This is a genomic window from Glutamicibacter sp. NPDC087673 (genome assembly GCF_044743255.1).
GTDB lineage: Bacteria > Actinomycetota > Actinomycetes > Actinomycetales > Micrococcaceae > Glutamicibacter.
This window is the reverse complement of the sequence record NZ_JBIUWB010000002.1, coordinates 433,701-459,190: the sequence shown is the minus strand read 5'-3', so window position 1 is coordinate 459,190 and position 25,490 is coordinate 433,701. Positions and strand designations below refer to the sequence as shown.

Here is a 25,490-nt window from a genome sequence, read left to right as displayed (position 1 = left end):
CCTTAGATCAGCTTCTGTTCGGCCAAGAAATCAACCAAGGCGATACCTGCCTGGCCGCTGTCGTTGATGACCGTTCCGGCTTCGCGGGCAGGGCGGGCTTCAGCTGCGATAACTTCGGTGTTCGAGCCGAGGGCGCCGACCGCGGCTGCATCCAGGCCGATAGCGGCCAGGTCCAGCTCGGTGACAGTCTTCTTCTTGGCAGCCATGATGGCCTTGAAATTCGGGTAGCGCGGCTCGTTGGCCTGGTCGGTGACCGAGAGCACTGCCGGCAGGTTCGCCTTCAGGGTCAAAGTGCGGTCCAGGTGATCGCGCTTAATGGCCAGTTCACGCTGTGCGGCATCGAACTCAACGGCCAGCGCGTGAGTCAGCTGCGCAAAGCCCAGCCGTTCTGCGAGCTGGGCTGGAACAACCGAGGTTTCAGCGTCGGTCGAGGACATCCCGGTAATAACCAGGTCCACGTTGCCGGCATGCTCAACCAGCGCCGCAAGCGCTTTCGACGTGGCGATGGTGTCGGATCCGGCCAAGGCGTCATCGTTCAGATGCAGCCCTGAGCTGGCACCCATCTGCAGGGCCTTCTTGACGGAGTTGCCCGATCCCTTGCCGCCCATGGTCGCGGCGATGACTTCATGCCCGGCGGCGAATCCGCCGTTGGCTTCCACGATGGAAACAGCAGCTTCCACGGCGTATTCGTCAAGTTCGGAGAGTACTGATTCTGCACGGTCAAGGCGCAGCGTTCCCGAATCGATATGACGGTCAAATTGAACATCTGGGACGTGTTTGACCAGGACCACTATTTTCAGTGGAGTGGTGCTTTCCTCGCTCATTCGCGCCTTCCTACGAGCTTCGATGCCCGCACCGGTGCGGGGCACCGGGGCAGGCTAATTCCTTCAGTGTCTATCGTATCGACACAATGCAGTTCACTGGGTGTTTATCGCTCTCAGATCAACAAGTGACGCGGGCTAGTCGATCACCAGCCCGCGTCACTTGTTTCACAGCGTCATCATGACGATTTGTTTAGTTATTTGACAGCGCTCCGACAGTTGCTGTTGCGGTCTGTTCCTTGCCATTGCGAAGGTAGCTGATTTCCACTTCTCCCCCGGCTGGAATCTCGCGGATGGCCGCGGTCACGGTCTGCGAGTCCTGGACTGCACGGCCGTTGACGCCGGTGATCACGTCACCGGACTTCAGACCGGCCTTATCAGCTGCCGAGTCAGGGCTAATTTCAACAACGCGGGCACCCACCGAGAACGCCGAAGCGTTCTGCTGGTTCGATCCAGCTGCGCCCTGCGGGGTCACCGTGGCTCCGAGCAGACCGTGGGTAGCCACGCCGTTATCGATCAGTTCCTGGGCAACACGCTTTGCGTAGTCGATAGGGATCGCGAAGCCAACGCCAATCGATCCGCCTTCTTCACTGTTGCCTGCCGAGGCAATAGCAACGTTGACACCGATGATTTCACCATTGGCGTTGACCAATGCGCCGCCGGAATTGCCGTGGTTGATCGCCGCGTCAGTCTGGATGACGTTTACGTAGATCGAACCGCTTGAACGCTGCTGCTCTTGTTCCTGTCCCGGGAACTGGAAGTTGAATTGGTTGCCATCCCCGCCCTCGCTCTGGTCGCTTTCCTTCGGAACGGCCGAAGAAGCGATGGAGATGGTGCGGTTCAAGGTGGAAATGATGCCGTCGGTGACGGTGCCGCTTAGACCCAGCGGTGCGCCGATGGCGACAGCGGTATCCCCGACATTCAGCTCGGCCGAGGAACCCACGGTGGCAGGCACCAGGCCGTCGGCCTGGATATTGATGACTGCCAGGTCCGATAGAGGATCTGTGCCTACCACGGTGGCACTATGCACCGAACCGTCGTTCATCTGGACCGAAATTTTGGGATTGGCAACTTCGCCACCCAGGGTAACCACGTGGGTGTTGGTCAGAATATTGCCCTTGTCGTCCATGACGATGCCCGATCCGGAACCGCCAGAACCGTTGCCGGAAACCTCGATGGTCACCACGCTGGGGCTTGCCTTGGCGGCAGCGGCGGTGACTTCGGTGACCTTGTCCGGGTTGTTGATCACCACGCCCTCACGCGGCGAACTGCTCACCGAGGAAGACCCCGCGTCGTCATTCATCAGGTAGGTCGTGCCAGCGGCAGTGACGCCGCCTACCAAGGCCGCGGCAACCATTCCGGCGATGAGCGTGCTGCCAGAGAAGGACTTCTTGTCCTTGGAAGGCTTCTCGGGCGGGATCGGGTAATTCGCAGGCTCGTTTGACGGAGGGCCGTAAGGGGAACCGTAGGGAGAGCCGTTCTGGACTTGCTGGGCGTCGGAATGCTGTCCGTGGGAGTGGGCCGCGTTCTGCGTTCTGTCAACGGACGGCGCGGGGTAAACGCTGGTTGGATTCTCGCTGGCGTTTGGAGCCTGATTCACTCGCGGGTAGCGCACCGTAGGTTCGGCCGAAGCAATTGGGTCGTTATTGGTGTCGTTAATTGGCTCTGCTGAATCGCCCGCATCGTTCCCACGTGGCTCATTCGGTGTCTGGCTCATGGCTTGCCTCTTTCGAACTGTCGAATCTCTTGAGTTCTATTATCCAACTCTGGTCTGTGGCATCGAATTGTGGTGTCTGAGCACCGGCTGTGAGTTAACTATTCTGCCAGCTGAATGTCGTAGACGTTGTTCATTAGGGCAAATAGAATCAATCATAAGTGTGAACCCAATCTCGGGGATCACCAGATCGGGATTCTCCCGATTTTAGATTGACTGATGCATTTCAGGTGGGGAACAAGACATGCGTATGAAAGCTCGACGGCTCATTGCTGGAGCAATATTGGCAACGGTAGCCTCTTTCGGCTTATCGGCACCTGCGATGGCTGAATCGCCTGTAACGATTCCACCTGGCGACTTCGTCGTCGATTCTTCAGGCGTGCTCGGCTCCGACGAAGCGCGTTTGGAATCCGAAATTAAGGAACTTCGCAGCAATACCGGACTAAACCTGTTTGCGATATTCGTCGACGAGTTCTCCAACCCAGACCAGGCAGATCAATGGGCCGCCGAAGTTGCCAACCAAAAGGGTTTGGGCAGCGCTGACTCCATCCTGGTGGTGGCAACCGAGACCCGCCAAGCATATTTTGCTGGCGCCGAAGGCGGTCCGATTGCCAAAGCCGATACTGAAATCTACAGCAGCCAAATCAGCCCGGCACTCAGTGAGAAAAACTGGGCCGGTGCAGTCGAGGGGGCCATCGCTGGCATGCGCAGCGTTGAAGGTGGAGGCAGCCCAGATGGTTCATCCGCTGGCGGTGGTTTCCTAACCGTCGTCCTGGCCATTGGTGCCGTTGCTGTGGTTGGGTTCCTTTTCCTTTCACGGCGCAGCAAGAAGAAGACCGCGCAGCTCGGCCAGAGCCAAGGCCAACACCCAGGACAGTACGGCGCCCCTGCTCCGCAGCAGCAACTGGTCCCCCTGGACAAGCTCCGTTTGCAGGCAGACCAATTGCTGGTGGCTGCAGATGACTCGATCCGTTCTTCGCAGCAAGAATTGGGCTTCGCCGAAGCACAATACGGCAAGCAGGCTGTCCAGGTCTATGTGGAGGATATTGAACAAGCCAAGAACCACCTGACTGAATCTTTCCGCCTGCAGCAGCAGTTGGATGACGATATCCCCGATACCGAGCAAGATCAGCGTTCATGGTTGAATGAAATCATCGACCGTTGCAAGAAGGTCAACAGTTCCCTGCAGGCCCATGCCGACGAGTTCAAGCAATTGCGCCAGCTGGAGCAGAATGCCGAGGATCGCATTACTGAGGTATCGGCGAACCAGGAACCGCTCAACCAGAGGCTGTCGGCCCGCGTGGCAGACTTGGAACGCCTTGCCGGCCAATATGATGCCAGCGCAGTATCGCAGATCAAGGACAACGCCGACCAGGCCGCCGAGCGCCTGACCTTTGCTTCTTCCGCCTTGAAGCAGGCATCAGAGAAACTGGCCACTGACCGATCCAATGCCGCGATCTTGATCCAGAATGCGGAAGAAGCCCACGACCAGGCCGATGTGCTGCTCAAGGCCATCAACAAGGCTGGCGAAGCCTTGGGGCAGGCCCAGCAAGACTTGAAGTCCGCAATCGCGCTGGCCGAACGCGACCTGGCTCAAGCGAAGGCCTTCGTGGGCAACGGAGCAAATCCCCGCCTTTCCAGCGCCGCGGCCGGTGTCGAAAGCACTCTGGCGAATACCAAGCAAGCACTGAGCAGCGGCAAATACAACCCGCTGGCTTTGATCACCCAGCTCGATGAGTCCGTTCGCCCGCTTTCAGAAGCTCTTTCAAGTACGCGTAACCAGGCCCAGCAGGAACAATCAGCCCGTGCACAACTGGATTCGTTGCTGCACACCGCAGCGTCGCGCATCAGCGGTACCGACGATTACATCCGTGCCCGTCGCGGCGGCGTCCGCTCTTCAGCTCGAACCCGCCTTGCTGAGGCCCAGCGCACCTTCGATGAGGCGCGCTCGCTTTCTGGCAGCGATCCGCTGCGTGCTGTAGGTTCCGCACAGCGTGCCATTCAGCTAGCTGACCAAGCTGCGCAGATGGCCGAAAGCGACGTCAGCGGATTCGACGGCTTCGGCGACTCGCGCGGTTACGGGAACTACGGCCGTGGCCGCGGGGGCGGGATGTTTGATGGCATCGGTGGCGCGATGCTCGGAGGCATCCTGATCAATACCATCCTCGGCGGCGGAGGCCATGGCGGTCATTCCGATGGCGGCGACGGTGGAGGTTTCTTTGGCGGGGGCGGCTTCGGTGGCTTCGGCGGCGGCGGAGGCGGCTTTGGAGGAGGTGACTTCGGAGGCGGAGGAGGCGGCAACTTCTAGCTTGCCGGACCAGTTTCACCAGAAGGTTTCAAGTTCATAGTGTTTTCTTGACGGACAGAAAGGTCCAACCATGATCAAGCAGTCAATCTTCGGACGCATTTCCCAGTTGGCCAAGGCCAATATCAATGCAATGCTCGACTCAGCTGAAGATCCCCAGAAAATGATGGATCAGATGGTGCGCGACTACAACGACAATATTGCTGAAGCAGAGCAGGCGATTGCCCAGACCATCGGCAACTTGCGCATGCTGGAAGACGACTTCCGCGAAGACGAGCAGGCAGCTTCCGAGTGGGGCAACAAGGCTCTGGCAGCATCCAACAAGGCAGAAGAGTTCCGTGTTGCAGGCAATGCCGATGATGCCTCGAAGTTCGACAACTTGGCTAAGGTCGCCATCCAGCGCCAGATGCAGGCCGAGTCCGAGATGAAGACCGCCGAGCCGACGATCGCTTCGCAACGCGAGATCGTGGACAAGCTCAAAAGCGGCTTGAACATGATGAAGGAAAAGCGTACCGAACTGGCAAGCAAGCGCGACGAGCTGGTCGCCCGTTCCAAGTCGGCACACGCTCAAAACCAGGTCAATGAAGCCATCAAGTCCGTGAACATCATGGATCCGTCCAGCGAAATTGGTCGCTTCGAAGAAAAGGTTCGTCGCGAAGAAGCCCGCGTTCGCGGTGCTGCAGAATTGCAGGCATCAAGCCTGGACTCCCAGTTCGAGTCTTTGGAAGATCTGGGTGAGCAGACCGAGGTGGAAGCCCGTCTGGCCGCTCTGAAGGCCAAACAAACCGATGCTTTGGAGAGCTAAACTTTCTGCTCTCTGAACTGTGTCAATTGGCTGGCATTGCGAAAGCATTGCCAGCCAACTTCTTTAATGCTTAAACCAAAAGCGGAGACCCTTCCGGATCTCCGCTTCCACTTTCGTGGCGGGGAGAGGATTTGAACCTCTGACCTCCGGGTTATGAGCCCGGCGAGCTACCGAACTGCTCCACCCCGCGTCGGTAAATACAACATTACCAATCAGTGAATGACTTGGCCAATCCTGGGATAGTGCATTGCGTCACCAAGAGACCCCTGGCTCGTGAAGCAGGGAAATCGCCCCACTTCCCACGGCATCTCCCCAGGGGCAAGGGAAAACTTTTCAGGACCATCCGGCGGGCTCGAAACAAAATCAACGCCATGGGTCCGCTGCCTGTCCGCCTCGGCCCAGTGAATGCGGACATATTAGTTGCTCCCCCATCGGGAAGTCGATCATGTGCCTACTGGCGCTTGGCCACGCTCACCCGTTGGCGCCGTCCTGAGAAATCCAATTAAACCAAAAACGGAGACCCTTCCGGATCTCCGTTTCCACTTTCGTGGCGGGGAGAGGATTTGAACCTCTGACCTCCGGGTTATGAGCCCGGCGAGCTACCGAACTGCTCCACCCCGCGTCGGTAAATACAACGTTACCAATCAGTGAATGACTTGGCCAATCCTGGGATAGTGCATTGCATCACCAGGACACCCCCGGCTCGCGAAGCGGGGGCAACCACCCAACTCTGCACAGGCTCTCCCCGGATGAAGGGAAAGCTTTTCAGACCCATCCGGCGAGCTTGAATAAAAATAAACGCCACGGTCGCCCATTGGCGCAGGCCTGAGAAATCCGGTTAAACCAAAAACGGAGACCCTTCCGGATCTCCGTTTCCACTTTCGTGGCGGGGAGAGGATTTGAACCTCTGACCTCCGGGTTATGAGCCCGGCGAGCTACCGAACTGCTCCACCCCGCGTCGGTAAATACAACATTACCAACTGATGAACTCAATAGCGAATCGAAAAGAGTGTCCTTAATCGCACTACGCCTAAATGTCCGACCTGATCCGAATTATCCTCTGGTTATATCCAGATGCCTCGGCCCGGCGTTACCCGGGTTTCAAAGACCCCAGGGTCTTCCGCCGCATGATTGCACACTCCGGCGGGTAGCCCGTCGCCACAAGGTGCCTGAGAGTCTGCTGCGATCACCCTAGCCCGCTCAGAGGGCAGGATTCGGGCGTTCCAGTCCCCCGGGGTCCTGCGATCGACCCGGAACTGCGTTGGCCTTCGGCCCTAACTTAAACATATGCCCGCGACCGCTTGGGCTGCCTGCGAGAAGAATGAGCCAGCGTCCTTGACGGTTGGCATCGGGAAACTTGCCTTTCGCGACCGCGCCCTTTCCCGTACATGGGTTGACCGTACTTCCCGCATCAATCCACGGGTACTGATCTGGAAACTGGCAGCTTGCAGCTTAACGCAAAATGGAGACCCTTTAGGATCTCCATTTTGCCATTCGTGGCGGGGGCAAGATTTGAACTTGCGACCTCCGGGTTATGAGCCCGGCGAGCTACCGAACTGCTCCACCCCGCGATGACTAGACAATTCTTGCATCATCGCGGAGTGAAAGCAAATCGGGCTGCTGGTGCTGCTGCTTAGCCTTCAGCACCGTCCTGGGGTGCTGGCGATTGGGTTGCGTCCGGATTCTGTCCGTCGTCCAGTTTCACATCCCCTTCAACCTCGGTGCCATTGATGGCCGCATCTGCGTCCATCGCACGAGTCAAGGCATCCTCCAACTGCTTCTGCGATTCACCGTAGGCTCCGAAGTCACCCTTGGCCAGCGCCTCCTGGCCATTCTTGATGGCTTCATTCGCGTCAGCCAGAGCCTCGGAGAGCTTCTGGGTATCAGTCTTGGCCGGTTCATTCTCGTCCTTTGGATCCTCCGCTGGCGTAACGCCTTCGGTCTCACCGGTCACTGCACCGGACTCACCGCCGAAGACCTCATCCAGCGCTTCTGCCAAGGTATCGGCGAAGCCAACCTTGTCGCCGAAGGAAACCAGAACCTTACGCAAGGTCGGGTAGCTGGTCTGGCCCGAGGACTGAACGTAGACCGGCTGGACGTAGAGGATACCGCCGCCAACTGGCAGCGACAGCAGGTTGCCGTTCTTGACCTCCGAAGCACCCTGACGCAGCAGGTTCAGTTCAGTGGTCACTCGAGTGTTGGTATCGAAGTTCTGCTGCGCTTGGCCTGGGCCAGGTACCGCAGTATCTCGTGGCAGCTCGAGCAGGCGCAGCTTGCCGTAGTCTTCGGCCTTCGCTCCGGGTTCGGAGCCGGCATCGGCGTTGGCCGAAAGGAAGCCGAAGAGCACGTTGCGCTGCTGGCCATTGGCCGCGGCCGCAGGGATAAATGTCGAGGTCAGCGAGAACGACGCTTCATCCTGGGTCGGCATCTTCAAGGACATGAAGTATGGCGGCTGCTTCACGCCAGCGGCGGATGAGGTCGGATCATCCGGCACAGCCCACGCGTCGTTGGACTCGTAGAACGCGTCCGGGTTGTCCACGTGGTAGGTGGTTAGCACTTCGCGCTGCACCTTGAACATGTCCTCAGGGTAACGTACGTGCTCCATCAACTCAGCCGACATGTCATCCAACGGGTTCAATGCCGTAGGGAAGACCTTCTGCCAGGACTGCAGGATCGGGTCTTCGGTGTCCCAGGCGTAAAGCTTGACCGTTCCGTCATAGGCGTCGACGGTGGCCTTCACCGAGTTGCGCAGGTAGTTCACGCGGCCGGTCAAAGACAGGTCCTGCGCATTAGTCAGCGAGTCGGTCACTGCCGAGTCCAATTGCTGCTGCTGCGAATACGGGAAGTCGTTGGAGGTGGTGTAGCCATCGATGATCCACTGCACGCGGCCATCAATGATGGCAGGGTACGCCTGGGAATCCAGCGTCAGGTACGGAGCAACCTTGCTCACGCGATCGCGAGGATCACGATCGTAGAGGATCTGCGATTCGCTATTGACGTTCTGTGAGAGCAAGAGGTCAGTGGAGGCGAACTTCAGTGCGTAGACCAAGCGGTTGAACATGTTGCCAACGTTCGGACCGCCATCGCCCTGGAAGGTATAGCGGGTGTCTTGGTTCTCGCCACCGGTACCTGGACGGTCAAGTTCCTGGTCGGTCCATCCCTCATCCGGCCCGCCGACAATGGAGTAGGACGGAGAATTCTCACCGAAGTAGATCCGCGGCTCGTAATCCTCGTCGGTAATCAAATCACCGGAGGTCGGGATGCCACCGAGCATGAAGTCCGGACGACCACCGGCAGCCACGCGGTTACCATAGGCAGCCACCAGGCCGTAGCCATGGGTGTAGTTGATGTGCTGGTTCACCCACGTGTCGGTTGGGTCCACGTTCACTTCACGGGCGGCAATAACGGTATCTTCCACCTTGCCGTCGATCTCGTAACGGTCGACGTTAAGGGTCTCGGCGAAGGTGTAGTAGCCGCGGAACTGCTGCAGCTGCGCGAAAGCAGCCGAAACCAGGTTTGGATCCAGCAGGCGGATATTCGCGGTGGTTGAGGTTTCCTCGGCCAGCGCATTCTTCTCAGTCGAGATCTTCGCATCGTAGTCAGTAACTTCGACATCGTCGAGACCGAAAGCCAAGCGCGTCATTTCGATGTTGCGCTCAATATAGTCGCTCTCCAACGCCCTTTGGGAAGGGACCACCTTGTACTGCTGGATCAGGAACGGGTAGACGCCGCTGGCAACGATCATCGTTGCTACCAGCATGGCGGTGCCGATCAATGGCAAACGCCAGCGACCGTTGATTGCCGCAATCACGAAGGTGATGGCGATAAGGACTGCCACAATGGCCAGAATCATCTGTGCAGGGATGACAGCGTGGACATCCTTGTACAGTGCACCGGCGACACGGCCGGACTGGTCGGTGAGGGTCTCGTACTGGCCGATCCAGAAGTTCACAGCCTGGAAGATCAAGAAGACTCCGACAACAACTGCGGTGTGCACCCGAGCGGCCTTGCCAACGGTTATGCCGCCACGCTCTTCAACGCGGATTCCGCCGTAGAGGTAGTGGGTCAGCAGACCAGCCACGCCGCTGAGCAGCACGACCGAGATCAGGAAGCCGTTGACCAGTGCGATGAATGGAAGGGAGAAAACGAAGAAGCCCAGATCCATGTTGAACTGGGGGTCAGTGCTACCGAAACCGACCTGGTTGAAGAACAGCAAGATGGTCTGCCACTGTCCGGCCACGGCAACGGCAGCGAAAATGCCGATCACCAATGGAATGCCAACCATCAGGAATCGGCGGACTGGTTCCAGCTGGGCCTGGTAGCGCGACATGGAATCAGGTCGGGTCGAGTTTGGCGCATAGACAGGGCGGTGCTTGTAGGCACTGCGCATCGAGAACCACATTGGAACCGCCATCAGCACCAAAGCGATCAGGAAGATCACTAATTTGGAGATCCGCTCAGTCCAGTAGACCTCGGAGAAACCCAGCTGGTTGAACCAGAGGATATCAGCGTAGAAATTCGACAAGAAAACGAAGACTGCGACGAGAATGACCACCGCGAAGATGGTCAGGGTCAGCGGCGAGGCTTTCTTGCCCGAAGGGTTGGAAGGTCGTTGTGGTTCTTGGGGCCGCGGCGGACCCCCGAACGGACTATCCGATCCAAAAGACACTATCTATTCCTTACTTTGGGTTCTTCCCGTTGTTCCCAACAAGAGAACTCGTGTACCTAATTCTTGTACGGGCGTTGTGTACGAGACTGGTTTCCTTGCATCACATTCTTCCCTTGATGCCCGGCTAAATCTATTCGCATGTCGTGAAAGTCGCCGGGTCTTCACCTGCGGCGATCTTCTCCAATGCCTGGCGAGCTTCTGACAGGGTTGCAACCTTGATGACATCCAGTCCGGCAGGAATACGCCCTATGGCTTCAGCGCAGTTGTCGGCTGGGGCCAAGAAGACGGTTGCTCCGGCATTCTTCGCCGCCACCATCTTCTGGGCGATTCCACCGATTGGACCGACCTTGCCATCGGCTGAAATCTCACCGGTACCTGCGATGTGGTGGTCTCCCGCCAATGAGCCTTCCGTCAGGCGGTCAATGATCGCCAAGGCAAACATCATGCCGGCGCTGGGACCGCCAACATTTTCCAACCCGAAGCTCACATCGATAGGGAACTCGTATTCGTTGCCCAGGAAGACACCCAACTGGCGTTCGCCATTCTCGGCTTCCTTGGTGTTCACAGTGACATCTACGTCGCTGTAGACGCCATGCTTATCTGGTCTGCCAACGGTCAAGATTGCTGGTTCTGCACCGCGGGAATTCAGTTCTTCCTTCAGTTGTTCCAGCGAAGTGATCTTCTCTCCTTCGAATTTCAGAAGGCGATCCTTGGGCTCAAGCACTTTTTCATTCGTGCCGGTGGAGAACTCAGCGACCGTAAGCCACTCGGTAAAGCCCTGATCCAGCTCGACCAAAGCCGCTGCCACAGCCAAGTCCTGCGATGAAGTCATCATGAAATCATTTTGTTCATTCTTCTCTTCTGAAGAGACACCACGAGAAATGATGGTTTCTTCAGGAACTAGATCCTTGGCCGGATTGACCAATGCTTCAAGTACGACAGGTATGGTGATTCGGTTCTGCCCGCCACCCTGGACGTAAATAGTCAACAGATCCAAGACGCTCTCCGAAGGGTACGACGGGGCTCCTTTGATGGAGACCACGTCGTGCCCGTTGTCCTCGCCAAGAGTGTTGAACACTGGGCCAGGCGACCGGATCATGAAATTCGTGGGGAGAAACATCATGACGCCAATCAGCAGCAGCGCAACGATGCCGGAGCTGGTGCGTTTCATGGTTTTGGAACCTCGCGGAGTGCGGCTGGAATCGCCTGGCTCCAAAGTCGAGTCTTGTGGTTCCTGTACGTGCACTGATCCTGCTCCCGCCAACTGTCAAAAAATACGCGGATCCGCCCTTGCAGACATCCCCACCCTTAGCCTACTGAAGCCCTGGGTTTAAAAGCATCAGCATCAAGGCGTATTCGATGTGCCGAAAGCGAACTGAAGCCCAGATTCATGGGAACTACCAGCTGCTCGCTGTAGTTTTAAAGGCATGGCACAGAACCCCCCGAATAACCGCCCTAACGGCGATGACGACGAGAACAATCCGCAGGACCCATTGTCTGCAATGTTTGGTCAGCTCTTCGGTGGCGGATTCGACCCGAATGACCTTCCGCCGCAGCTTCGTGATGCCCTTGGTGCTCAAGGCGATCCGGCTGCGATGCAGAAAATGATGCAGCAGGCCCAGGCCATGATGTCCGCGATGATGAGCAATAACGCCTCTTCCGGTCCGGTGAACTGGAAGCTTGCATCCGACACCGCTTTGCAGGCATACGCCAGCGATGATCCGGCGGTATCGGAGGCGCGCAGCAAAGCCATCAGCGATGCTTCAAACCTTTCTGAGCTGTGGCTGAACAACGCTACGGTGTTCGAGTCGAACGGCCACTCAACCGAGGCATGGACCCGTAAACGATGGTATGACAAGACCTTGGCCACCTGGAAGCAGGTCACCGAACCTGTCGCCGAGTCGGTAGCTAGCGCAATCACCACCGCGATGAAGGAACAGATTCCCGAAGAGATGAAGGGCATGCTCGGCAACTCCGATGGCATGTTCCGCAATCTCGGAGCCAGCATGTTCGGCATGCAGCTGGGCACTGCGCTGGGCGGTTTGGCAACCGATGTGCTTGGCGGCACCGACATCGGCCTGCCTTTGGCAGGAACCACTCCAGGCATTATCGCGGCCAACGTCAGCAAGTTCGGCGATGGCCTTGAAATCCCTGAGCAGGAAGTCCTGCTGTATGTGATTCTGCGGGAGAACGCTCACGCACGATTGTTCAACCGGGTCCCTTGGCTAAGCTCCAAGTTGATTGGTGCCGTGGAATCCTATGCTCGGGGCATCCATATCGACATGTCGCGCATTGAAGAAGCAGTACGCGGTATCGATCCGTCCAACCCCGAAGCGCTGCAATCGATGTTGGGTGAAGGATTGTTCACCCCGCAGCGCACCCCCGCTCAGGAGAAGGCTCTAGAAAACCTAGAACTGACGTTGGCATTGATCGAGGGCTGGGTTGATCATGTGGTCTCCTTGGCCGCTCAGAACCTTCCATTTGCTGGTCACCTGCGCGAGACGATGCGTCGCCGCCGCGCTTCCGGTGGCCCAGCTGAGACTGCCTTCGCATCTCTGGTGGGACTTGAATTGCGCCCACGCAAGCTGCGCGAAGCGGCTGCCCTGTGGGAGCACTTGTACGACGAACGTGGTATCGAGGGCCGTGATGCCGTATGGGATCACCCAGATCTGATGCCTACTGCGGAAGACCTCACCGATCCCAAGGGCTTCACGCATCGCCGTGAAGTTGCCGCGACCGAGTTCGACGACTTCGACGCAGCACTGGGTAAGCTTCTGGACGGCGGCTTCGACAACGCTGAACCCGAAGCCGAAGGCGATGACGGCTCAGGGAATCCAGAGGATCCGAAGAGCTGATTAGATCGAAACCTCGAAGGAGGGATGTGCACGAGTGCACATCCCTCCTTCTTGCATTGAACTACTGTTCCTCGTCATGGCCGAAACCCGAAAGTTCATCCTGGGTCCGGCCCAATTCCTTGGCGTGAGCGTTGTAGCCTGCGTGGAATGCCTCCAAGAAAATATCCGCCTGCGCTCGGCGTTCGAACCGGTTCAGCAAAGCCTGGAACCTAGGTCCGTGGCCGGCCCGCGGGGCCACCAGATGCGCCAGTTCATGGACTAGAACATAGTCTTGCACCCAGCTGGGCATATGCTGCAACGTGACCGATAAGCGGATGCTGCGCTGCCGATATGAAGCCGAACCCCAACGCTTATTCTGGTTGGCTACCCAACGCACGGATTGCGGCGCGGCTTCGCCGGCGAAGTACTGCTGGTCAAGAGATGCCGCTCGGCGCTCCAGCGCATCATCGGTATGACCCGCGGTACGCGCTTGGCGTCCCTTGCGATACTTCGAGATCATCTCATCAACGAAAGCGCGTTCCGTTTTTTCGTCCAGCGCTGCAGGGACTTGGATAATCAGCCGGTTATCGCGCCACTGGGAGGAAATGGTCTTCTTGCGCTTGGCCGAGCGCAGAACCCGCACTGGAATCTCATCCGGCGCTACGAAGTCGACGGAGTTTGGAAAAGCTGGCATTGCATTGCCCCTCTTTCCTCATCTATGGCAGTGGCCGCGGATCTTCCCGACCGCTCACTACGTCATCTCTCTAAGCTACGTCCTAGCCTGAACAGCTTCGGACCAATTCGCCAACTTGTGGAGAACCCTATGCTCGGCGCTCTCCAACGACCGCAAGTACCGCCTCGCCATATCGTTCAAGCTTGCTAAGTCCCACCCCTGGAATCTTCGACAATCCCTGGATTGAATCCGGCTGGTGCTCCGCGATGGACATGAGGGTTGCATCGGTGAATATCACGAACGCGGGGACCGAATTGGATTGGGCAATTTCTGATCGCCATTCACGCAAAGTCTCAAACAACGCTTCATCATAGGCAGCAGGGCACGAGGCGCAACGCTTGAGCTTCCGCTCTTTCGCACTGGTCAAGAAGGATCCACAGGTCATGCAGACTGCGGGCGTGATTTTCTGTTCGCGTTTGCGGTAGGTGGTCTGCTGCCTGCTGCTGGCTTGGCGTACCGATTTAATCCCATCGAGGAATCGCGATGGGTAACGGTGCGCACGTCCGCCCGGGGTCCTTGCCAACGACCAGGACAGGTACAGGTGCTTCCGCGCGCGGGTAATCCCCACGTAGAGCAATCGCCGTTCTTCATCAAAGCCCGCCTGGTCCTTGGCATAGGAGATCGGGACCAGGCCTTCGTTCAATCCAACCAGGAATACGGCATCCCATTCCAACCCCTTTGCAGCATGGAATGATGCCAAGGTGACGCCATCCAGAGTTGGCGCGTGCTGGATCGCTGCGCGGTCTTCCAATTCCTTGACCACATCGTGCAATGTGGCATCAATGTCTTGTTCTTTTTTGAGCGCAACGACTTCGTCGGCCAGGCGAACCAGTGCCGACATCGATTCCCAACGCTGGCGCACCGCACCAGTGCCGCCGCTCGGGGCATTCACCGAGTAGCCGTGCGAAGAAAGCACATCGCGCACCATCTGCGCAACCGGAGTATCTGCGGCGACGCTCAAGCCGGCCCGCAAGGCCAGCATCCCTTCCTTGACTTCACGACGGGAGAAGAACCGCTCGGCACCACGCATTACGTAGGGGATGGAATACGCCGTCAGTGCTTGCTCAAAAGCCTGGGACTGCCCGTTAGTGCGGTACAAAATGGCAATCTCGGAGATGTCCTGGCCGTTTTTGAGCAGCTGCTTGATGCGCTGGGCGACTTCCTCGGCTTCATTTTCGTCATCCGTCGCTTCAAAGAATTCAGGGGCCGGACCGTGATCGCGTTGCGCGATGAGTTCCAGTGGTTCGGGCCAGGTCACGTTACGGTCAGGGACCTGGGATTCAATGCGCCGATTAGCAAGCACCTTATTCGCCAGGTTCACGACTTCAGGAGTGGAGCGGTAATCGCGTACCAGCTTCACGACCTTTGCTTCCGGGAACCGTGTGCCGAAGTTCAGCAAGAAGTCTGGGCGTGCACCGGTGAAGGAATAGATGGTCTGGGAGGCATCGCCCACCACGCACAGTTCGTTGCGCTGGCCAAGCCAGAGATCCAGGAGCCGTTGCTGCAACGGCGAAACGTCCTGGTACTCGTCGACGACGAAGTGGCGGTACTGCTGGCGTACACTGGCTGCGACTTTTTCATTGTCTTCAAGAATTGCAATGGTCAGCAGCAGTACGTCTTCAAAGTCGATAACTCCGCGGTCATCTTTGAGCTCTTCGTAGGTTTGGAAGATACGGGCCATGCTCACTGCTTCGAGACCGTTGGGCAGTTCTCGGGTAGACGCAATCTTGGCGTAGCTTTCCGGGGTATGCATGGACACCTTGGCCCATTCGATTTCCGCAGCCAGATCACGGACCATGGCGCGGTCGCTGGAAATGCGCAGGCGACGCGCCGCCTCCGCAATGAGCGGGGCCTTGTGTTCTACCAAGTTCGGCAGGGTTCCGCCAACGGCCTGCGGCCAGAAGTACTGCAGCTGGCGCAAGGCCGCTGCGTGGAAAGTACGCGTCTGCACGCCGGGTGCGCCGAGCTGACGCAAGCGGGTACGCATCTCCGCAGCTGCACGCGTGGTGAAAGTCAGCGCGAGAACACTGGTCGGATTATAGATGCCAGTATGCACGCCGTGGGCGATCCGGTGGGTAATTGCTCTGGTCTTTCCGGTTCCTGCGCCCGCCAGAATACACAGTGGACCGCTGAGGGTTTCAGCTGCTTGCCGCTGTTCAGCATCCAGTCCCGCTAGCAAATTGTCTGCTGGCGGATTGTCGTATTCGGTCACTTGCTCAGGGCCTCCGGAAGGGGTTCGCCGTACCAGGTACGGATCAATGCGTGGGCTATCGAGACTCCGCGCGGTATATCTATTGTTCCTGATTCCAGAGCTTCACGCAGTTCTGCTCGTGTGAACCAGCGAAGGTCCATGATTTCTGCACCATCCGGAACCAGCTCTTCGCTCAAGGCTTCAGCAGCGAAACCGAGCATCAGCGATCGCGGCATTGGCCAGGGCTGGGAACCGCGATAGGCAACATCTCCAATACGCACACCGGATTCTTCAAAGATCTCGCGGCGCACGGCCGACTCCAGGGACTCCCCTGCTTCGACGAATCCTGCAAGCACCGAGTACATCCGGTGCTTGAAGGTGGCGTTGGATCCGAGCAGCAATCGATCTTGGCTGTCGATCACCGAGGCAATGATTGCCGGATCGGTACGTGGAAAAAGCTCGTGGTCATTGTTCACGCAACGCTGGCCCCACCCGAAGGTGGCCGCCCTAACGGGTGAACCGCAGCGTGGGCAGAATTTCTCTGAACGGATCCAATTGGCGATCGCCTGCGCTTCAACAAAGAGTTCTGCATGCAGTTCATTGAGCAGGTTGAAGCCTTCACGTAGCGTCGTCCAGCGCTCGATGCCGCTGGAGGCATAGTCCTCGGCATCAACGAGAGCCAGAACGTATTCCGTGCCTGATGCACGCCCCAGGTACACCTGGCGCTCGGAGTCTTTTGCGAGGTAGTCCGTGCCGTTGAGAAAGAAGAGATCAGAGCCGGTAGTTGCCGCGCCACCACCACTGATCAGCAGCACCTTGGTGCTGCGCTGCTTAAATAGGCCAGGCAAAAGCATCGGGTCTTGCTTTTCGGTCAGTGGGCGCTCAATCAGAGACTGTCCGAAGTGAAGTCCGGTAAGTGGGGTTCGATAAGTTTCTGCCAGAGCCATACCTCTAACCTAATGCACGTAGCGCTCCAGAATCTTGATGCTTACTCAATGTGGATAGCTGTTGATCAATGAGATTCGTCGCAACTCTGAATGTTGCCGGTGAATCCCGCCATATTCCGTGCGTCATTCAACGATAGAAAAGGGAATCTCGCATACGGTGGAACTTGTGAAACGCACTGCCATGGAACTCGCCGCAATTGCCACCGCCGCCGTCCCCGGATTGACTCCGGTAGGCTTCGCGGCGCTGTCCGACGATGCAGAAGATTTTGACTCAGCATTGATCGTCGACGCACTCAAGCATCGCTGGCGCGTTCGTTCACCTCGGCATGACGAGGCAAGCATGCGTCTGGAAGCAGAGCTTTCTGCCTTGCGTGCTTTCTCCGCCAAGGTCCGCGCTTCACTGCCGTTTTCCTTGCCTGCCGTAGCCGGCACCGTGCGCCAGGGCCCACTGCGCACCTTTGTCTACAAGGATATGCCCGGACACGTTCCGACCCTCGATGAATTGGTTGATGTAGGCAGCAACCTGGCCAAGTCGCTGGGCCAGTGCATGGCTGCCATCCACCAGATCCCAGATGAAGCTGTTGAGGTGGCAGGCCTGCCGACCTACACTGCCGACGAGATTCGCCAGCGCAAACTCAACGAACTGGATACCGCCGCAGCTACGGGCAAGGTGCCAAGCGGTTTGCTGCGCCGTTGGGAACACGCCATGGAGGACGTGGCACTGTGGCGTTTCAACGCTGCCGTAGTTCACGGCGACTTCGATGAAGAGCAGCTGCAGATTTCCCATTCCAGCATCACTGCAGTCAAGGGTTGGACAGATTTGCACGTCGGTGATCCCGCCGATGACTTCGCTTGGCTTTCGGCCATAGAAGACCAGAGCTTCAGCGAGCGCGTTTTCACCGCCTATGTCGAAGCCCGTGGCAAGGCTGCGGATCCGCACATCATGCGTCGCGCCGCGCTGGCCGCCGAATTCGCGCTGGCGCAGTGGCTGGTGAAGACTTTGGATTCCAAGGACTACGAGCGCATCGCCGAGGCCGAAGAGATGCTACGCGAATTGGACCAGAACATCGCGGAGTACGGTGGCCAGCCATTGTCGGTCGTGGAAGCTCCGCGCCCTTTGGCTCCCCAGCCAGAAGCACCGGCCCAGAAGGCTCCGGAAAAGCCGGCTGCCGTCGCCGCGCCAAGCATTAACACCGACAAGGTCACTCCCCTGGCTGCGGAATCGCCGAACTCCGCAACACCCCGAAGCACAGCGTCCAATGTCCAGACCGCGCCAGAGAAGTCAGGTGACCAGCCAAAATCTGATGCTGTTCAGGCTGATGCCAAGAACAGTGCACCTGCGGAGGAAGAACCCGCCTCCAAAGCCGCCGAACACGATAGTGATGCAGCGGAAGCCGAGTCAGCTGCCGCACAGCCAATCAGCACGGCTGAGCCTGCTGAAGAGAACAACAAGCCTGTTGAGGACGCCGGGAAGTAAAGACTTCCCAGCGTCCTGAGCGGCTAGCCTTCGAGCTGTTCAAACGCGCTGCTGATCATCTGTTCCAGTTCTTGTTCATCGGAGAGATACTCCGCGTGGATCGTAATGCCCGCCGCCACATAGTAGAAGGCGGCCTTGATCTCCTCCAGCGGGATTCCGTGCAGGCGTGACCAGCCCAGACGATACACCGCGAGCTGGACCAGCTTGCTCTTCAAATCCTTGCCGCTAGGAACTCGACCGGTTTTCCAGTCCAGCATCAGCCACGTACCGTCGTCCATCCGGAAGACGGCATCAATGCGGCCACGCACAGCCACCGGCCCCACACGGGTCTCCAATGGAACCTCGACATAGGCCGGCTGCAGCTTGGACCATTCGCTGGATAGGAACGCTTCCTTCATGGATTCAAGGTCCAGCGCCTCATCAAGATAGCCATCTGCCGGATCCTGCAGGTCTCCCAGATCAAGCATTGACGTCTTCTCGTAGAACTCTTCAATCCAGGCATGGAACGCGGTACCGCGCCGTGCAGCCAGTCCCGGTCGACGAGGCACCGGGCGTCGAAGGTTTTCCAGTACCCCAACCGGGTCCTCGGCCAGCTCTACAAACAACGAAGCACGCACATGCTCAGGTGCCTCGATGCTGCGTTCACGGCCAGCCAAGAACTCGCGCTGGCCTAGAAGTTTCTCCGCTTCTTCAGCCCACTGCCTCCCGAAGCTGGTCAGCGGCTCATGATCTGTTGGAACGGATTCGAGATCCTTCGCCACATCCGCAATGACATTGCGCCGTGAATACGGGTATGGAGTCTTTTGCACTCCCCCCGTGACGACGGGGCCTTCCAATGGATCGTACGGCCACAGCGCTTCAAGGGGCGTCAAAGTGCTCGGGTTTTGTTCCGGCGCTTCCTCGTCCTTCACCCAGACCCCGATCTCCGTCTGGGGTTCCTCGCTTTCGGCCAGCGGAAGCAAACAGGTGAAGAATTCTGATGGCTCGGTTGGCTTGGTACGGGTGCTCGTCCAGACGCTGCTACTGCAAATCAGCAATGACTTGGCGCGGGTCACCGCAACATAGGCCAGGCGACGCTCTTCGGCAATGTGGTGGTCCTCTACCTGGTCCTTGAAAACCGATTCGGCTTCCAGCAGTTCCTTCAAAGCCGGCTGGTCGGTGTCCCATTGGGGCAGGTCCCGGGCGTCGCCACGGATTTCCCAGGGCAGCGCTTTGTCACCGCTGGTCCACCGGTCGGATTTGGAACCCGGGAACACCCCGTCGTTCAAGGTCATCACCGCCACGATGTCCCATTCCAATCCCTTGGACGCGTGAACCGTCAGCAATTGGACTGCCGCGGGGTCAGCATCTTCGCTTGGCAGCGGTAGTCCCTTTTCCTTTTCGGCGGCCTGTTCCAGCCACATCAAGAAGCCGGACAGTTCAACGCGTGGCGCATTGCGGCAGTATTCGCGCACCACATCGGCGAAGGCATCGAGGTTGGCTCGCGCCTTGTCTCGAGATATCCACGGACGGGCAGCCACCTCGATGTCCAGGTTCATGGCGCGTTCGGTCTCGCGAATCAGCGTTTCAAGGTCGTCATTGGCCAGCAGCCGCAGGCCGGCGAGTTCATCGCGCAGAGCCGCCAAGCGCTCGTAGCCCGCTGCGCTAATGGTCCTGCCGTCATTGCTGGTCCACCCTTCCCTGGGCAGGAAGTCCAGTGCTTCGACGAGGCTGGCCGCATCATTGAGTTCGGCGCGGGCCGCCTCGGTCACTGCTTCTTCGGGGCTCTGCGCCTCTTCGCTTTCTGCCGGGTCTGGCTGCAGCCCGCGGGCTCGCCGCCGTTCCAGCTGGCGGGACCAATCGGCGAAGGCCATCAGGTCTGCGGCACCCAGCCGCCAGCGCGCTCCAGCCAATAAGCGCATGAGCTTGTCGGAGCGCAGCGGGTCAACCAGCACGTGCAGGTACGAGACCAGGTCGGTGAGCTCAGGGGTGCTCAGCAATCCGGATAGTCCCACGAGCTGGTATTTGATGCCCCGCTCAGCGAGCACCTCGCCCATGATGCTCAACTGGGTACGATTTCGCGAGAGCACCGCACTGGTCTTCGGCTCGGAAGATGCCCTATTCTCGGCAACAATCATGTCGGCTATGGCTTCTGCCTCGTCCCGAACCGTCGCGCAACGGTTGAGCACCACACGGCCTGGCTTGGCATGCGCCGAGGAATCCAAGGGCTTGACCGAGACCGGGCCTTGATGCTTCGGCCCGCCGGCGGTGATGCTATTCGCTGCCGCGAGCACGTTGACCGTATTGCGCCATGCGATGGTCAGGTGCTTCACGTGGGCGACGTCCCGGCCTGTGTCTCGAACAATCGGGAAGACTTCTGGGAATCGGAACAGCTGTCCGGCACTGGCCCCGCGGAATCCGTAGATGGATTGGTTAGGGTCACCCACCGCGGTGACCGGATGGCCTTCGCCATAGAGTTGAGAGAAGAGCACCATCTGCGCGTGCGAGGTGTCCTGGAATTCATCCAGCAGCACCACCTTGTGGCTAGCCCGTTCGGCGAGCGCAGCTGCCGGCACCTCCTGGGCGATACGCGCTGCGTGGGCCACCAAGTCGCCGTAGTCCATCACCCCGAGGCGCTTCTTTTCCCGGGCGTACTCTTCAGCCAACTCAGCGATGGTGGCACGTGAAGCCAGCTTGTCGATGAGCTTGAGGGCTGCTTGGGTAGTTTTCTTGGGCTTCTCTGCGTCCATCGGCAAGGTGCGCAGGCGTGCTACCAGGTCATCAATCCACTGATGGGCCTCAGGTGCGGTGACCAAGTGCTCGGATGCTTCCGAACTGAAGGAAACGATGGCATCAATCAGTGTGCTGGTGGCACTGTTCAGGTGCTCGTAGTTGCCGGTGTATCTTTCCAGCACCGAGTGGGCCACCTGCCATGATTGGGCCGCGCCCAACAAGGCACTGTCTTCTTCAAGGCCGAGCCGCAGCCCATGGTCTTGGACCAGGGTGTTGGCGTAGGAGTGGTAGGTGGATACCGCAGGGTCCAGGAAGTCCCGGGTTTCTTCTGGGCTGAGCAGACCGGTGGCCACAAGCTGCGCGATCTTGGCACGGATACGCACGGAAAGCTCTCCCGCTGCCTTGCGGGTAAAGGTCACCCCGAGGATCTCTTCCGGCCGGACCAGTTGGTTGGCTACCAGCCAGACGACTTTGTCCGCCATGGTTTTGGTCTTACCCGAGCCGGCGCCGGCGATGACCAGCATCGGTTCCAATGGCGCAGCGACTATCTCAGCCTGCTGCGCGGTGGGCGGAAACTGCTCGCCCAGGGCTGCGGAGAGTTCTTCTGGAGTGAATCTGATATTGCTCATGGTTCGGTGACCTGTCGTCCTTGGGCGCACAAAGGGCAGATTTCGGGCAGCGTGCAGTTGCCGAGGATCCCTGCGGCTCCCGAAACGTGCCGGGTAATGAATTCACTGTTTCCCATCAGCGAGGCAGCTTCGAAGATGAGCGTGCGGGCCCAGTCCTCTTCACCAATTGATGGTTGTTCACGGACCGAGGCGCCCTTGGTGCTGGTACCGACGTAGACCAAGGATGCGCCGGCTGGCTCATCCGGGAGTCCTGCAGTTTCCTCGTGATCTTGCAATGCACCGAGCTGGATTGCGGTTTGGTAGACGCCTAGCTGCGGGTGTTCCAAGGTTGCGTCCTTGGATGGCGCAGTGGAACCGGTTTTCAGGTCAACGACCCTCACCTTGCCGTTGGCGTCAGCTTCGACGCGGTCGATAATTCCGCGAAGCTGGATATGCGTGCCGTCAGGGGCCGGGACCTCGATCTGGAACGGCATCTCGCGAGCCACCAGTTCGCGTCCTTCTTGGCGCATGGTGACGCAGTAGGCGGCGAACTTCTTGAGCATGCTATTGGCACGGTCGAAGTCCCTTTGACCTTCCCAGTTCTCCAGTTTTTCCAGCTCTGGCCAGCGTTGCTCCAGGATCTGCTGGTATTCGCTTCCGCTTGCATCGGGATGCTCTTCGGCGATGGAGTGGATCAGCGTACCCAAGGAGGCCGCGAAATCGCGGGCAGCGGTTCCACCAGCGCTTTGCACAAACCAGTTCAGCGGCGATTTCACCAGGGTTTCCACCTTCGACGGTGACACCCGCCGAGGCTGGTCTTCCGGGATAACCGGTTCATGGGTAGTCAGTTCGCGCAACCCCCACCAGGAACTTGGATGCGCTCCTCGCACCGGGCGCTCTGCCTGAGCCAGGCGTCCAAGCACGTGGGTGGCGTCCTGGTACAGGTTAGCTGCTTCCACATCGTCCGGCGCTGGCGCTGCCCCAAGGCCGGCGGCCCTGGCTCTCTCGGCGGTGCTGCGCAGCTCTGCCACCAAGGTTGGAAGCGAACGGATGCGCGGAACCGCGGTTGGTTCCCTGCCTTCTGGCCCCGGTGGCTCGACCAGATCCAGGAAAGAGGAAGGCTGGCTGTCTTCGTTATCGACCGCCGTGCAAATCAGCTGGTCTCCAGCACGGGAGACGGCATTGCTGAAGCTGCGCAATTCGTCGTTGCGGATTTGGCGTACCAGATGCGTTGGCGTTCGGGTGGCCAGGAATTCAATGCCATGCTCCGCGGCGTCGGCGAGCGCATTGGAACCGAGCAGCTCGCCACGGAGCCGGAGGTTGGGCCAGGAGCCTTCTTGCAGCCCGGGGATAAAGACCACTGGCCATTGCTTTCCGGCAGCGGCAGCGGTAGTGAGAACCGTGACGGTTTGCCCACCGGCAGCACGGGTTGCCAAGGAGTCCATGGGCAATTCCTGCTGCAAGATGTGCTCGATGAACTGCTGGACGCTGGCGCCGGGAAGCTGATCCACAAAACGTTCTGCGGCTTGGAAAAGCGACAGGACAGCATCCAGGTCATGATCTGCGCGGCGGGCGGCAGTGCCGGTGCCCAGAGCCTCTTCGCGCCAGGCCTTTGCCCGGCCCGAGGCCTCCCACATCACCCAGAGCGCTGTTTCCGGTGTAGCGGTTCCGCTGGCCAGTTCGTCTTGCAGCGCGGAGTACATCTTCAGCAGCCGGTTCAATCCGTAACCCGGCTTGCCCAATTTCTCGGCCATTGCCGGTTCACGCAGGCAGGATTCAAGCAACTCCTGGCTGGAGCGGCTTCCGCCGGCTGCGGCTTCCTGCTGGCGCAAGAGCTGGCGGATCCGGCGGATTTCCAAGGCAGTGCTCATCCCATAACGCGACAGCAGCAGGTTCTGCATCAGGAGCGGGTCATCGGTGACAGAATCGCTGAACGCCAAGTTCAACAGGTCAAGCAGCGGACGGACCGCACCTTCATCCTTCAATGGAATTTCGGCCGGCGGCACCTGCACGCCGATTCCCTGGCCTTCAAGAAAACGGCTGAAGGAGCGCACCTGTGAACCGTTGCGCACCACAATCGCAATTTCAGCTAGGCTGCGGTTCTCGTAGAGGTTCAGATGCACTATCCGCTGGGCAATGAAACGTTCTTCCAAGGTGGAATTCTCGAATACCAGTGCCTGGCACAGTTCGTGTTCCGGCACGTTCAACGGCTCAATAGCTCGTCCGCGCAAGCCTGCAGCCAGCGGCACGCGGCTGACGATCCGTTTCCATGCCTCGGTGATCTGTCCAGACATTCGATAGCCGTGGGTCAGTTCGAGGCACGTCGCTTCGCCAGCACTCGCGTAATTCTGTGCGAAACGATGCAATTCATCGGTGCGGGCACCGCGGAATCCCTGAACTACGCTGTCAGGTGCAGCGAAAGCGACCATGGCGCGGTCCTTGCCGAGCAGAGCCAGGAGGCGGTGCTGCGACAGGGTGGCTTCTTGCAGGTCATCCACGAGGATCAGGGCCAACCGGTCCTGTTCTGCGTGCAGGAACGCTTCATTGTCTTCCAGAATTTGTGCCGCCCGGGTAATCAGCCCTGCCGGGTCGAAGGCTTCGGCGCTGCCCAAGTCCAGCAGGTCGCGGTATTCCTGGTAGAACAGCGCCGCAGCGTGCCATTCGGGGCGGTTGGCTTGCTGGCCGAGGTCAGCGATGTCTGCAGGTTCCAATCCCAGCTCTGAAACACGGTCGAAGAACTCGCGGATTTCCTTGCGGAAGCCGCGAGTCCCTACTGCCAGCGCCAGTTCGCTTGGCCACTGCGGTCCTTCGGTGAGGCCTTCGGCATGGCCTTCCAGCAGGTGGCCGATGAGGGTGTCCTGTTCCGGACCGGAGAGCAAGCGGGGAATGCGTTCGAGCTGGGGCAAGAGTCCTTCAACGCGGGCACGGCGGATCAAGTCAAAGGCATAAGCCGACCAGGTGCGAACCACCGGTTCGGTGAAAGTCCGTTCTGCTCGGCGGCTGAGCTCATCACGGATCGAGGCAGCGGTCAGTCGAGTTGGCCCGATGATCAAGAGGGCCTGCGGATCGAGCCCGGCGTCAAGGTGCGCCACCGCGGTGTCGATGAGCAGATGGGTCTTGCCGGTACCCGGAGCCCCAGTGACCAGGACCGGGCTTTCCACCGAATGCAAGTGGCCAAGGACCGAGGTGGCTTCTTCGCGGGGCTGGCTTCGGGTCTCTTCCATACTCATAGTTGATCATCCATCTCGGACATTTTGGGGTTGCCCAGCGCCGTACGCAGCGCGTCAATTTTTTCCCACGCCCAGTCGTTGGGGTTCCAGCGGTATCTATTCATGTTCACGTGACGGCCAGGTGCTGACAGTTCTTCTGCGATCCAGTGCCGTTCTGCTGCTTCGGCAAGCGCATCGGCCATGGAACCGTTGGAGCGGATAATCCGCCACCATGGTGTCCCTTCCGGCGCGCTTGCCATCGCCTTGCCCGTTTGGCGTGCTCCCCCGCTTCCGAGAAGTTCTGCCACGTCCTTGTAGCTGAGCACCGCCCCTGCCGGGACGAGTGCTGCGAGGCGATGCACCGCCTCTGAATAGTCCAGGGGCTTTTCGGCTGCGTCAGATGTCATAGCCCTATTCTGCCAATTAGCTTGCAGGACTCCACAACACGCAATTCGCAGGGCCGTC

Annotated in this window: 14 protein-coding genes and 4 tRNA genes; 4 read left to right on the top strand and 14 right to left on the bottom strand. The window is 58.9% G+C overall.

The window, feature by feature from the left end; all coding sequences use genetic code 11:
- Positions 1 to 2 precede the first annotated feature (2 nt).
- A complete protein-coding gene (locus tag ACIOTL_RS06565) occupies positions 3 to 824 on the bottom strand; it encodes an electron transfer flavoprotein subunit beta/FixA family protein (protein ID WP_332498157.1) in 822 nt (273 codons plus the stop codon).
- Positions 825 to 1,014: 190 nt separating this feature from the next.
- Positions 1,015 to 2,538 (bottom strand): S1C family serine protease, encoded by a 1,524-nt coding sequence (locus ACIOTL_RS06560; protein WP_400342178.1) that lies wholly within the window; start codon positions 2,536 to 2,538, stop codon positions 1,015 to 1,017.
- Between the two features lie 319 nt (positions 2,539 to 2,857).
- Between ACIOTL_RS06560 and ACIOTL_RS06555 the strand changes: the two genes are divergently transcribed.
- Both ACIOTL_RS06555 and ACIOTL_RS06550 read left to right on the top strand, forming a co-directional pair.
- Complete coding sequence (locus tag ACIOTL_RS06555) at positions 2,858 to 4,843, top strand: TPM domain-containing protein (RefSeq protein ID WP_400342177.1); 1,986 nt, start codon at positions 2,858 to 2,860, stop codon at positions 4,841 to 4,843.
- A gap of 70 nt (positions 4,844 to 4,913) precedes the next feature.
- Positions 4,914 to 5,645, top strand: coding sequence for a PspA/IM30 family protein (locus ACIOTL_RS06550; protein WP_105656844.1), 732 nt, complete (start codon positions 4,914 to 4,916; stop codon positions 5,643 to 5,645).
- 116 nt (positions 5,646 to 5,761) lie between these two features.
- Here ACIOTL_RS06550 and ACIOTL_RS06545 read toward each other — a convergent pair.
- The 6 genes from ACIOTL_RS06545 to ACIOTL_RS06520 all read right to left on the bottom strand — a co-directional run bounded on the left by ACIOTL_RS06545 (position 5,762) and on the right by ACIOTL_RS06520 (position 11,485).
- Positions 5,762 to 5,835: transfer RNA gene (locus tag ACIOTL_RS06545), tRNA-Met, on the bottom strand.
- A gap of 358 nt (positions 5,836 to 6,193) precedes the next feature.
- Positions 6,194 to 6,267: transfer RNA gene (locus ACIOTL_RS06540), tRNA-Met, on the bottom strand.
- Between the two features lie 262 nt (positions 6,268 to 6,529).
- A tRNA-Met gene (locus ACIOTL_RS06535) sits at positions 6,530 to 6,603 on the bottom strand.
- A 539-nt stretch (positions 6,604 to 7,142) separates the two neighbouring features.
- Positions 7,143 to 7,216: transfer RNA gene (locus ACIOTL_RS06530), tRNA-Met, on the bottom strand.
- Between the two features lie 62 nt (positions 7,217 to 7,278).
- A complete protein-coding gene (locus ACIOTL_RS06525; RefSeq protein WP_400342176.1) occupies positions 7,279 to 10,314 on the bottom strand; it encodes a UPF0182 family protein in 3,036 nt (1,011 codons plus the stop codon).
- Between the two features lie 130 nt (positions 10,315 to 10,444).
- A complete protein-coding gene (locus ACIOTL_RS06520) occupies positions 10,445 to 11,485 on the bottom strand; it encodes a PDZ domain-containing protein (protein WP_400342175.1) in 1,041 nt (346 codons plus the stop codon).
- A gap of 256 nt (positions 11,486 to 11,741) precedes the next feature.
- Between ACIOTL_RS06520 and ACIOTL_RS06515 the strand changes: the two genes are divergently transcribed.
- Positions 11,742 to 13,169 (top strand): zinc-dependent metalloprotease, encoded by a 1,428-nt coding sequence (locus ACIOTL_RS06515; RefSeq protein ID WP_400342174.1) that lies wholly within the window; start codon positions 11,742 to 11,744, stop codon positions 13,167 to 13,169.
- A gap of 61 nt (positions 13,170 to 13,230) precedes the next feature.
- Here the strand turns inward: ACIOTL_RS06515 and ACIOTL_RS06510 are convergent, their stop codons facing one another.
- The 3 genes from ACIOTL_RS06510 to nudC form a co-directional block, all read right to left on the bottom strand.
- Positions 13,231 to 13,842 (bottom strand): SprT-like domain-containing protein, encoded by a 612-nt coding sequence (locus ACIOTL_RS06510; RefSeq protein WP_400342173.1) that lies wholly within the window; start codon positions 13,840 to 13,842, stop codon positions 13,231 to 13,233.
- 127 nt (positions 13,843 to 13,969) lie between these two features.
- Positions 13,970 to 16,093, bottom strand: coding sequence for an ATP-dependent DNA helicase UvrD2 (locus ACIOTL_RS06505; protein WP_400342172.1), 2,124 nt, complete (start codon positions 16,091 to 16,093; stop codon positions 13,970 to 13,972).
- Positions 16,090 to 16,926: an NAD(+) diphosphatase gene (nudC, locus tag ACIOTL_RS06500; protein WP_400342171.1), complete on the bottom strand. Its 837-nt coding sequence runs from the start codon at positions 16,924 to 16,926 to the stop codon at positions 16,090 to 16,092. The genes ACIOTL_RS06505 and nudC overlap by 4 nt, the downstream gene beginning before the upstream one ends.
- Before the next feature lie 259 nt (positions 16,927 to 17,185).
- Here nudC and ACIOTL_RS06495 point away from each other — a divergent pair, with 259 nt between their 5' ends.
- The gene (locus tag ACIOTL_RS06495) at positions 17,186 to 18,496 is read left to right on the top strand and encodes a phosphotransferase (RefSeq protein WP_400342170.1); all 1,311 of its coding nucleotides are present in this window, start codon (positions 17,186 to 17,188) and stop codon (positions 18,494 to 18,496) included.
- Positions 18,497 to 18,519: 23 nt separating this feature from the next.
- Here ACIOTL_RS06495 and ACIOTL_RS06490 read toward each other — a convergent pair whose 3' ends face one another.
- Genes ACIOTL_RS06490 through ACIOTL_RS06480 form a run of 3 tightly spaced genes read right to left on the bottom strand, consistent with a single transcriptional unit; the run spans position 18,520 to position 25,432 of the window.
- Positions 18,520 to 21,837: an ATP-dependent helicase gene (locus ACIOTL_RS06490; protein WP_400342169.1), complete on the bottom strand. Its 3,318-nt coding sequence runs from the start codon at positions 21,835 to 21,837 to the stop codon at positions 18,520 to 18,522.
- Positions 21,834 to 25,046 carry an ATP-dependent helicase gene (locus ACIOTL_RS06485; protein WP_400342168.1) on the bottom strand — a complete coding sequence of 1,071 codons (3,213 nt, stop codon included), beginning with the start codon at positions 25,044 to 25,046 and terminating at the stop codon, positions 21,834 to 21,836. The genes ACIOTL_RS06490 and ACIOTL_RS06485 overlap by 4 nt, the downstream gene beginning before the upstream one ends.
- Entirely contained in the window at positions 25,043 to 25,432 is a 390-nt protein-coding gene (locus ACIOTL_RS06480) for an MGMT family protein (protein ID WP_400342167.1), read from the bottom strand. The genes ACIOTL_RS06485 and ACIOTL_RS06480 overlap by 4 nt, the downstream gene beginning before the upstream one ends.
- Positions 25,433 to 25,490: the final 58 nt, after the last annotated feature.